Below are 10328 nucleotides of genomic sequence, written 5' to 3' on the forward strand. Positions count from 1 at the left end.
CGCATTCCCTGATCCTGGGCCTCAGCCTCTCGTGCATGTGCGCGGAGGCCTCGGCGCGGAAGAGCTGCATGCCGCCTACGCCCAGCATCGGGAGTATCGCGACTGCGAGCACGATGATGCCCATGCCGCCCAGCCAGTGTGTGAAGCTGCGCCAGAAGAGCAGACCGTGGGTCAACTTCTCCACCGGGACGGATGCACCCAGTATAGATGCGCCCGTGGTCGTGAAGCCGGAGACGGACTCGAAGAAGCAGTTGACGAAGTTCTCCAGGTTCATAGGTCCCAAGGTCTTTGCAAGAAACAACGGCAGCGACCCGAAGAGGCATACGATGAGCCATGTGAACGTGGTGATCATCATGCCTTCCCTGCGGCTTATCTCCTCCTCGTGCGTCTTGAAGGCGAGCGAAGCCAGTCCGGCTAAAGCGACGGTGATCGCCATGGACCAGGCGATCGGCGCCGCGTCCCCTTCCTGGTAGTAGAGGGAGACGCACAGGGGCACCAGCATGGAGAGCCCGACGAAGAATGTGACGTGGGAAGCAATTCCCAACACTATCCTGATGCGCATATGCGACCGACTATAATCAAATGCCGAACAAAAGAAAACCCCCGACCCTTTCGGGGTCGGGGGCCCTTATTTCAGCCTTATTTCGAAGTTAGCCGGCCTTCTGCACGTTGGTGGCCTGGAGGCCCTTGGGGCCTTGCACTACCTCGTACTCGACTTTTTCGCCTTCCTTGATGCTTTTGAATCCCTCTCCCACGATAGCGGAGAAGTGTACGAACACGTCCTCGCCGCCGTCATCGGGCGAAATGAAACCGAAACCCTTTGCATCGTTGAACCACTTCACTGTTCCCTTTGCCATACTGTTCCTTCCTTTCATTCCAGCTCAGCAGCAGCAAAAACGGCCGTGAATCTTTTCGTAAAATTGCGGCCTGCGTACCATTACGTTGCGTGCTGCCAAAGCCGGCTGATCAATAAACTTGGGTGTATCTCTATGTTAACCCTGACTTTTTGGCAACTGTTATTTCGCTGAAGCCAGGGCCCCGCCAAAACGGGCTGTCCTAACCTTTTCCGTGGTCCCGCTGAGGCCCTCGGAACTCAAAGCGTTCTCGACCTTTTTCAGCCTCTGGTCGGGGGCGGGGTGCGAGGAAAAGGGTCCTGAACCCGAGCCCAGGCCCTTGGCTATCTCCGCCTTGATGAAGTCGGCCATGGCCCCCGGGTTGTAGCCGGCGTTCATCGCAAAGCGCATGCCGTACACGTCGGCGTCGTCCTCATCCTTTTTGCTGTAGCCGTTCTGGATGACGGTCTTGGCCACGTCGGTCACGACGCTCTGGAACTCGCCGACCAGCTCGCTCACCTCGGAGGGCGTGTAGTGTTTGCCGACCTCGCCTGCCGCGTAGAAGCCGAACTTGGTCCAGCGCGACTTCTTTATCGCCTTGATGCCGTCGCGGTCAGCCACGTGCCTGATCTCGTGGCCGAGGATGTTGGCCAGCTCGTCCTCGTTCTCCACCAGCTTGAGAAGCCCCCTGGTCACCAGGATCATGCCGCCCGGGCACGCGAACGCGTTGACCTCGTCCGTGTTCAGGGCCGCGAAATGATAGCCGCCGTAGGTGACCGGTCTGTCGGAGTGATATGCCACCGCAAGCCCAACCTTGTTGAGATAGGCGTTCACCGCAGGGTTGTTGTAGAGGGGATATTTTTCGAAGATCATGGCTGCGACCGCGCGGCCGATGTAGTGCTCCTCGGACGGGGTGATGTCCTTTGCGGCCTCGGCCATCTGCTGGACCCCTCCGAAGACGCTCCCTGCTATGGAGCCCCAGTCCTGCGCCCTGGCCTGGATGGAGACCAAAGCAATGATCGTCAAAGCCGTTATCGCAATTATTTTTTTCATAAGTGTCTCCTTCCGCCGGCCATTATTTATTCAACTTCCCCTGTGTAATGAAACTGGACAGCTCGCCCTCGGAGATGCGGATCGCCTCGACCCTGTCCACCTGGCCGTAGGCCTGGGCCAGCGATGCGCTGGAGCTCTTGTACTGCCCCTCCACCGCCGGGTTGAAGCCCTTGCCCGCGAGCGCGGTCTCGTCGTGCGTCACGCCCTTGGCGGCGTATCTCTCGCCGGACTCGACGCTGCCCGTGTTCTTGCCTGTCGCGTTTTTGGGGATAAAGCCTGCGGGGCTGGATATCCTGTACCAGTTGCCGTCCTCGGATTGTACGCTGACCGGCGCGCCGTATCCCAGCGTCCCCACGGAGGAGGCGAGGTAGTTCGGCGCGGACTTCACCTGGACCTCGCGCACTTGGATCTTGAGCGATTTCTTTGACCCCCCGCTCTTCGCTGCGCCTGCCTCAGCGCCGGCGAGCGCGAGGCACAGTGTTGCGAGAGCGGTCAGAATCAGGAGCTTTCTCATGTGACGCCTCCTATCTATTTTTCATGGAAGTTGATCACGCCGTCGAAATCATGGGCAGGCGGCGACTTCGCGAACCTATCGCATATCGCGATATAGTATGCAACGACCGGATCGCCCGCTGCATCGAGCCGCGCGAATGCCTTGCCTGCGCCTGAGAAATCCGCGGCCATGAAGAGTTGCATCGCCTCTGAAAACTCGGCGCAGGATCGGGCCTTTTCAGCGCTGAGGCCGCCCTTTGGCGATAGCGGTTCGTATAACTGAATCGGCTGGCTGCGGCCCTTCACCCGCGCCTTGCCGATCATTCTGGCCTCGATCTTCTCCCTCGCCTCTTCGTACGTGGTCTGGCTGATGATGATCCTCGTGCCGAAGCGTTTGTTCAGCCCCTCCAGGCGGCTCGCGAGGTTCACGGAGTCGCCGATCGCGGTGTAGTTGAAGCGAAGTTCGGAGCCGATGTTGCCTATCACCGCCTTCCCTGTGTGGATGCCTATCCTCGTCTTGAACTGCGGGAATGAGGCCAGCGATTCCTGTATCTCCAGCGCCGCGAGGGTGGCCTGCGCAGCGTGGTCCTCGATTGCCAGCGGCGCGCCCCAGAACGCCATGACCGCATCCCCGATGTATTTGTCCAGCGTGCCTTCGCGCGAGGTGACTATCTCGGTCATGGAGGTTAGATAGCTGCACAGCTGCGAGACGAGTTCCGTCGGGGCGAGCTTCTCGGAGATGGTCGTGAAGTCCGCGATGTCCGAGAAAAAGATGCTCACCTCCTGCTCTGCGCCGCCCATCTTCACGGATTCCGGATCCTTTGCTATCTCGCTCACAACGGCAGGCGAGAGGTACTGGCCGAAGGCCTTCTTGATCGCGTGTTTCTTTCTGCCCTCTGTCAGGTAGTTTCTGAGCACCATGGAGAATGCCGCGAGCGCCATCGCGCCGACGGGCGCCGCTACCGGGAGCCAGGCGCCCCATCTGAACAGGACGAATGCGGCCGCGATGTAGGCGCCCGCAAGCCCCGCGATCCAGGGCACGATGTGGTTGAGCCTGCGCATCTGCGCGAGCCCCAGCGACGTGGCGAGCGCGAGCGCGAAGATGAGCAGGACCTTCGGGATCGTAGCCAGCGGTTTTATGAAATCGCGTCTCAGCAGCGAATCGATGATCGTGGCCTGGATCTCGGGGCCCGGGTAGACGCGGGCGAGCGGTGTGGGTTTGAGGTCGTAGAGCCCGGGCGCGGCCACGCCCACGATCACGACGCGATCCTTGAAAACTGCGGGATCGAGGTCAGGCGTAAGCCCGTCCTTGATCTGCTGGCTCGAGAGCAGGACCTTTGCCAGGGGATAGGTGGGATAGCTGTCCACGCCGCCGATGTAGTTGATCATCATGTTCCCGTTCGCGTCGAGCGGGATGCGCTGTCCGTCGATCGTAAGCTCCGTGCGGGATGGCCAGTCTACTTCGCGGAAGTTTCCCACCGCGGCCGCCACCTCGAACGCTATCTCAGGCAGGATGAGATCGCCCATGCGCATGGCCGGCGGTAAGCGGCGGAAGATGCCGTCGTCGTCCGGCGGCGTCTGCGCGTTGCCGAAGCCCGCGGCGTTCTTGGCGATCGCAGGGACTGGAAGCGACTTGAGGGAGCGCGCTTCAGGGAGGAAATCCGGCGGCCTGCCGCCGAACGGAACGCGAGAACGGCTGATCACCTCGGAGTCGACAGGGGCTGGCTCTCCCTCGTTGCTGCTGGCAAAGAAGACAAAGTAGGATGGAGGGCCGTCTGCGATCCCGCGGGCAAAGGCCTCGTCATCCGCCACGCCGTATGAGGAGTCCTCGGAGAAGAAAAGGTCGAAGAGCACGGCCTTGGCCCCCCCGCGCCTTGCGAATGCGAGCGCGCCTGCGTAGAGCTCCCGCGGCCAGGGCCACGATATGCCCATCTCCTGCATCGTGCGCAGCGACGGCTCGTCCACGTAGAGGAGCGCCACGTTCTCGCCCGAGCCCGTCTCGGCGCTGCGGGTTGCCCTCATCCGCCAGTCGTAGGACTTGTGCTCAAGCGAGGAGAGGAGGCCCATGCCTTGCAGGAGGATGAAGATCGCAGCGGCCGCGATGCCGATGGCCGTGCCCCATGCTGCGCTCGCGATTTTCATGTCCTCTCCTTTATGCGCGCGGCCAGCCCCTCGATCATGCCCGCGTCGCGCTCCGTGAGGCCTGCGCGGCCGAATATCCTCTCCAGCCGCTCCTTGATGCGCGTGCGCAGCTGCAAGGGCCCCTCGTCATCGTAGCCTAAGGCGGACAGCGCCTCGTGGGCTTCGGCTATCAGCGCGGATATGCGTTCCCTGGGCACGAAGCTCTCCTGCATCCTGGGATCAGGCGCAGGGGTTGGAATTATGCGGCTTATTTCGTAACAGGCGATGAGCACGGACTGGGCGAGGTTGAGAGAGGGGAGGTCAGGGGAGGAGGGGATCTCGACCGTGGCGTCGCAGCGCTCCAGGTGTTCGTTTGCGAGCCCAGACTCCTCGGGGCCAAAGACGAGCGCTGCCCCTCCGTCCGAGGAGCGCGCGGCCAGCACAGGCGCTGCCTCGGCCACGGACATCCTCCTCCTGCGCACCTTGCCGAACCTGCGCGTGAATGCTGCTGAGAACGCGATGTCCATGAGCGCCGCGTCCAGCGTGGGGAATATCTTCGCTGACTCGAGCAGATCGCGGGCGTCGACCGCCCAGCACCGCGCTTCATCAGAGAGGTGATCGCAGGGACTCACGAGCCGAAGCTCCGAGATCCCGAAGTTCTTCATCGCCCGTGCCGCGGCCCCTATGTTCGCCGGCCCCTGAGGGGATACGAGCACTATGGCGAGTTTCTGCTCCACGACGGCGTGGATACCTGTGGAACGACACCATGTCAACTGATCGCGGACCGACCTGAAGCTGTCTTCCGCAGCGGTCGCGTTTTTTGCGACCGACCGGAAGCAGCTTCAGCAGCGGTCCGCCATCGAGAGGCGTGCACAGGCTACGGAGCTCTCCCCCTGCTGCTGCGGCAGTTCGCTCGCTACTCGTCGGCAAAAGCCCGCTGGCATCATGCGGTTTGGATGTCTTCCTCGCGTCAGCCTCCAAACCGCGATGCCAGTCGATCTTTTGCTCTCCTCATACGCTCGTCTCCTAAACGCCGCTTAATGCAGCCGGGGGCAGAGCTCCGTAGCCTGCAGCACGCAATCAAGTTTGTCTGGATGTCGGCGTTCAGTCGAAAATGACCGTCAGGAGGAGGGAGAGGAGCGACGGATTTGAAGGCGAGGCGCTGCCGGTGCTGCCCACTGTGTCGCAGAGGCAGGAGAGTGAGGGATTGAGTTCCAGGGCCCGTTGGCGATCTTTGATCGCCTCTTTGTATTTCCCGAGTTTTCGCTCTGTGTTTGCGCGATTGTAATAGGCTTCGGCAAAATTAGGATCGAGTTTTAATGCCTTTTCAAAGTCTGCGAGTGCCTCCTTATAACGCTTGAGTCTGAATTTTGCATCTCCGCGATTGTTGTAATCTATGGCGGAATTCGGGTTGAGTTCGATCGCTTTGTCGTTGTCCTTTAAAGCATCTTCATACATCCCGCGGTCACTTTTTACGGCTGCTCGATTGGAATAGAATAAAGACAGGATGTCGTCCGGTTTCATGTTTTGCATATAGACGCCTTGATCGAGTGCATCTTGGGAAATATTGTATACTACGGAATATACTGGATCATCGACGCTTAAACCTCCGTCCATATTGTATCGGTCTTCTTTGCCATCATCCCACCTGACAAAGATGTGATCTGGAGCTGGGACTAAAAATACCGGCCAGTTTAACTCGTGGGCTATTGCAAGCGCCACAAAACTAGATGTGTCGCAGTCAAGGACGTTTCTATTTATGTTGTTGATAAAACCGCTGTCACTCTGGTTCTTGAATTCAATTCCGACTCGTTCCATCCCCCCGTAAGGGAGTATCAGTTTTTTCTTAGGGAGTTCTTCACTCGCAAGGTATTCCTGTACAATGTGAAGAATCTCTTCTGCTTTTCCATATGCTTTTTTCACATCCTCCGGGGATACGAGTTCGGATTCGATGGAGATCAGATCATGTATGGGGTTGTCGGGTTTAAATGCGGTGCCTGCGGAGTAGTAGGTCTTGAAGTGGCCGCCCAGTTTTTCGAGCGCGGCCTTGTTGTCGCCCGTGAACTTCTGCCACTCGGCTGAGTCGACCTCGCCGTCGCTGTTCTGATCGGTCCTCTCCGACCCCTCGATCTTGCCGTTTCGATCAAGGTCTGCACCCCGGGTCAGGTCCAGGTCTTCGAAGTGTCGGGATAGTTCTGTCTCTATCCAGTGAACTGGTCGCATTGGTCTTCCGACCCCCTTGGTATTATCGGCAGGAATCTGCAAAAGTTTCCCATATTTATGTCGTCGCGAGCAGCTCTGGTAGGGTAATAAAATATTATATGGTATTATAATTTATAATAATATATAATAATATTATGAAGACTTGGCTTACAGTGAAGCAGGTGGCGGAGTACCTACAATTGAGCACCATGATGGTCTACAAGCTCGCCCAGAAGGGTGAGATCCCGGCCGCCAAGATAGGCAGCGCGTGGCGGTTCGATCGCGACGAGATCGACGCGTGGCTATCACCCCGAGGTGAAGGGCGCGCGCCCGATTCAACGAGGGAGATCCCCGGGAAAATACGCGATGTCGTGGATCGATATCTCAAAAACTTGCGCGAGGCGTTCGGCGCGCGTTTCTCTCGTCTCCTGGTCTTCGGCTCCTGGGCACGGGGGCGCGGCGGCCCTGATTCTGACATCGACTGCCTTGTGCTGCTTACTAAAACAGGTGACCGGGATAAGGATTTCGACGCGGCTGTGGGTGCTGCTTACTCTGCCGGCTTCGATCACGAACCAACATTCGTGATTGCTCCTCTTGTAATGACGGAACACGAGTTTTCGAAAGGATCGAGTCCTCTCATCATGAACATACGGCGCGAGGGTTTGGAGGTGTTCAATTTGAAATAGTCCGCGCGTGAATTCGTTGAGTTTGCCCAAGGCCTGATCAAGAATTTGCATTGATGGCACTCAGTCGAAAATGACCGTCAGGATGAGCGAGAGGAGCGACGGGTCGGAAGGCGAGCTGTTGCCGGGTTGGCCTACTGTGTTGCAGAGGCAGGAATATGGCTTGCTCGTCTCGTGGGTTTGCTCGGAAGTATTCTCGAAGAGTTTGGCGCGCGACGCCTCGTTGGCACTGAAGGCCTTGATGGACTTCAAGTAATCCTTTGCGGCCTCATCACGCATTCCCAGCGCCTCCTTTATGTCCGCACGGTCTATGTAGCTGTCCGCATCATTCGGGTTGAGCGCCAGGGCCGTGTTCAGGTCCGCAATCGCCTCCTCATGCCGCCCTAAATCCTTATATGTAGATCCGCGACTCGAGAAAGCTATGGCGTATCTTTTGTTGAAGCGGATGGACTCGTCAAAATCAGCGATAGCATCCAGGATCCTCCCGGAATCCTTCTTTGCCATTCCGCGATTCTGATAGAACAACGAGAGGAGATCGTCATATCCCAGATTTCTCAGGAAGACGCCGTCCGCCTTCGACTGCGGATCGATGTTCAGATATGCAGTGACGAATTCATCGGAATACGATTCGCCGTAATCCATATTGAATCTCTCCCCCACGCCGTCGTCCCAGCGCAGGAAGAAATGCTGTGGACCGGACACTCCAAATACCGGCCAGCCGAGTTCGTGGGCCACGGCGAGGACTATGAGGCCTGAGGTGTCGCAGTCGAGCCCGCCCTTCGCAATGCTCCTGGCCAGGCCGTCGCCGCTCTGGTCATCCAGATTTAGGCCTGACTCGACGATGAGCTTGTAGACCAACTTCATCTTCTCTTTTGGGGCAAGGCTGGCCTCCGAGAGGCGCTCAACAACTCTGTTCTTGATCCACGCCACCTTCTCGTAGGCGTTCTCAATTTCATTCGTGGCTGTGAGTTCGGATTCGATCGAGAGCAGGTCATGTATCGGATTGTCGGGTTTGAATGCGGTGCCTGCGGAGTAATAGGTCTTGAACTGTCCGCCCAGTATTTCGAGCGCGGCCCTGTTGTCAGTTGTGAACTTCTGCCACTCTGTTGAGTCTACGTTACCGTCGTCGTTGAGATCAGTCCTCTCCGAGCCCTCGATCTTCCCGTTCTGATCGAGGTCCGCGCCCTTGGTCAGATCCAAGTCTTCATAGTGCCGGGCGAGTTCGGTCTGTATCCAGTGTGCTGGTCGCATTGGATTTCCTTGGTATTTAGAGTCTTATCGTCAGGAACCTGCAAAAGTTGCCCGGAGAAAGCACCTCTCCAAGATATCTTAAATACTCAGGGTTATCAATATGTTATAAGGTTTTTGGCGCTTACTCGAAGATGACCGTCAAAAGGAGCGAGAGGAGCGATGGATCGGAAGCCGAGCTGTTGCCGGCTTGGCCTACTGCATTGCAGAGGCAGGAGGGTGAAGACTTGAGTTTTAAAACCCTCTCACGATCTCTGATCGCCTCTTTGTCTCTCCCGAGTCTCTGTTCTGCGATTGCGCGATTATGATAGGCGATGGCATAATGTCGATCGAGTTTTATGGCCTTGTCATAATCATCGATCGCTTCCTCGTATCTCCCGAGCTCGCCTTTTGCGTTTCCGCGATTCATATAGGCCTTGGCATAATTTGGATTGAGATCTATGGCTGTGTCGTAATCATCGATTGCCTCTTCATATATCTTGAAATCGAGTTTTGCGTTTCCGCGATTGTAATAGGCTTCGGGATCATTTGGATCGAGCTCTATGGCTGTGTCGTAATCCCTGATCGCCTCTTCATATCTCTTGAGGTCAAGTTCTGCGTTTCCGCGATTGTCATAAGCTGCGGCATTATTTGGGTCGAGCTCTATGGCCGTGTTGTAATCGGTAATCGATTCCTCATGTCGGCCTAGGATGTCTTTTGCGCTTCCACGATTAGAATAGAATATCGATAGAACACTGTCGTATCCCAGATTTTTCATGTGGACGCCCTGATCTATGGCGTGCTGAGAAATATTGTATTTTCTTAAGTAGTATTCATCGGCATTTGTTCTGCCGCCGTCCATGTTGAACCTTTTCTCATCATCATCATCCCAACGGACAAAGATGTGACCCGGAGTCGAAACCAAATAGACCGGCCAGCTCAGTTCATGGGCAACTGCAAGCGTCACAAAAGAGGAAGTGTCGCAGTCGAGGGCGCTCCTGCTTATGTTGTTGATAAAACCGACGTTGATACCCTGTTCCTTTAATTCGATCCCGATCCGTTTCATTGAATCATAGACGAGTCGTAATATCTTTTCTGGTTTGAGTTTTGCACCTGCAAGGCGTTCCCTCGCGATGTCGAGAATCTCTTTCACCTTCTCGTATGCCTTATTCACCTCTTCCGGAGATGCGAGCTCAGATTCGATAGAGAGCAGATCGTGTATCGGGTTGTCCGGTTTGAAGGCGCTGCCGGCGGAATAGTAGGTCTTGAAGTGGCCGCCCAATGTTTGGAGCGCTGCCTTGTTGTCGCCCACGAACTTCTGCCACTCGGCCGAGTCGACGTTGCCATCGCCGTTGAGATCAGTCCTCTCCGAGCCTTCGATCGTTCCATTCCGATCGAGGTCCGCACCCCGGGTTAGATCCAGGTTTTTATAGTGTCGGGATAGTTCTCTCTCTATCCAGTGAACTGGTCGCATTGGTCTTTCGACCCCTTAGATATTATCGTTAGAAATCTGTAAAAGTTTCCCGATAATTACCAGTAACTATCAGCTTGTTTCTGGTAGTTTATTTACCGCTATAACAGTAAATTATGATGAATATCTTTCTTTATGCACAGAAATTACCTTAAAACACAAATAATTACTGTTATAGCAGTTAAAATAGTTGATTAAGATCAATAAGTGGGTTATTCTTGAGTTAGATCGTTAAATATTACTGTT

Annotated in this window: 10 protein-coding genes; 1 reads left to right on the top strand and 9 read right to left on the bottom strand. The window is 56.3% G+C overall.

The features are described from left to right. The 7 genes from WC683_17495 to WC683_17525 form a co-directional block, all read right to left on the bottom strand. On the bottom strand, positions 1–562 hold a 562-nt coding region (locus WC683_17495; protein ID MFA4974404.1), incomplete at its 3' end, for a potassium transporter TrkG. Positions 563–650: 88 nt separating this feature from the next. Further along, entirely contained in the window at positions 651–857 is a 207-nt protein-coding gene (locus WC683_17500; protein MFA4974405.1) for a cold-shock protein, read from the bottom strand. Between the two features lie 159 nt (positions 858–1016). Then, on the bottom strand, positions 1017–1886 hold the full coding sequence (locus WC683_17505; GenBank protein ID MFA4974406.1) for a M48 family metalloprotease: 870 nt from the start codon (positions 1884–1886) through the stop codon (positions 1017–1019). Between the two features lie 22 nt (positions 1887–1908). Continuing rightward, the gene (locus WC683_17510; GenBank protein ID MFA4974407.1) at positions 1909–2400 is read right to left on the bottom strand and encodes a hypothetical protein; all 492 of its coding nucleotides are present in this window, start codon (positions 2398–2400) and stop codon (positions 1909–1911) included. 14 nt (positions 2401–2414) lie between these two features. Then, the gene (locus WC683_17515) at positions 2415–4520 is read right to left on the bottom strand and encodes an adenylate/guanylate cyclase domain-containing protein (protein ID MFA4974408.1); all 2106 of its coding nucleotides are present in this window, start codon (positions 4518–4520) and stop codon (positions 2415–2417) included. Continuing rightward, positions 4517–5236 carry an RNA methyltransferase gene (locus WC683_17520; GenBank protein ID MFA4974409.1) on the bottom strand — a complete coding sequence of 240 codons (720 nt, stop codon included), beginning with the start codon at positions 5234–5236 and terminating at the stop codon, positions 4517–4519. Before WC683_17520 ends, WC683_17515 begins: the two co-directional genes overlap by 4 nt. Positions 5237–5603: 367 nt before the next feature. Next, on the bottom strand, positions 5604–6722 hold the full coding sequence (locus tag WC683_17525; GenBank protein MFA4974410.1) for a tetratricopeptide repeat protein: 1119 nt from the start codon (positions 6720–6722) through the stop codon (positions 5604–5606). 134 nt (positions 6723–6856) lie between these two features. Here WC683_17525 and WC683_17530 point away from each other — a divergent pair, with 134 nt between their 5' ends. Next, positions 6857–7387, top strand: a complete 531-nt coding sequence (locus WC683_17530; protein MFA4974411.1) for a helix-turn-helix domain-containing protein — start codon at positions 6857–6859, stop codon at positions 7385–7387. A gap of 60 nt (positions 7388–7447) precedes the next feature. Here WC683_17530 and WC683_17535 read toward each other — a convergent pair whose 3' ends face one another. Next, a complete protein-coding gene (locus WC683_17535) occupies positions 7448–8635 on the bottom strand; it encodes a tetratricopeptide repeat protein (GenBank protein MFA4974412.1) in 1188 nt (395 codons plus the stop codon). A gap of 121 nt (positions 8636–8756) precedes the next feature. Then, complete coding sequence (locus WC683_17540) at positions 8757–10085, bottom strand: tetratricopeptide repeat protein (GenBank protein MFA4974413.1); 1329 nt, start codon at positions 10083–10085, stop codon at positions 8757–8759. Positions 10086–10328: the final 243 nt, after the last annotated feature.

Source organism: bacterium, from assembly GCA_041648665.1.
Classification (GTDB): Bacteria; UBA10199; UBA10199; order 2-02-FULL-44-16; family JAAZCA01; genus JAFGMW01.

What these genes read in the sequence shown, in the direction of transcription:
- WC683_17500 (MFA4974405.1), bottom strand. Translation starts at nt 857, where the DNA reads ATGGCAAAGGGAACAGTGAAGTGGTTCAACGATGCAAAGGGTTTCGGT.
- WC683_17505 (MFA4974406.1), bottom strand. Translation starts at nt 1,886, where the DNA reads ATGAAAAAAATAATTGCGATAACGGCTTTGACGATCATTGCTTTGGTC.
- WC683_17510 (MFA4974407.1), bottom strand. Translation starts at nt 2,400, where the DNA reads ATGAGAAAGCTCCTGATTCTGACCGCTCTCGCAACACTGTGCCTCGCG.
- WC683_17515 (MFA4974408.1), bottom strand. Translation starts at nt 4,520, where the DNA reads ATGAAAATCGCGAGCGCAGCATGGGGCACGGCCATCGGCATCGCGGCC.
- WC683_17525 (MFA4974410.1), bottom strand. Translation starts at nt 6,722, where the DNA reads ATGCGACCAGTTCACTGGATAGAGACAGAACTATCCCGACACTTCGAA.
- WC683_17530 (MFA4974411.1), top strand. Translation starts at nt 6,857, where the DNA reads ATGAAGACTTGGCTTACAGTGAAGCAGGTGGCGGAGTACCTACAATTG.
- WC683_17535 (MFA4974412.1), bottom strand. Translation starts at nt 8,635, where the DNA reads ATGCGACCAGCACACTGGATACAGACCGAACTCGCCCGGCACTATGAA.
- WC683_17540 (MFA4974413.1), bottom strand. Translation starts at nt 10,085, where the DNA reads ATGCGACCAGTTCACTGGATAGAGAGAGAACTATCCCGACACTATAAA.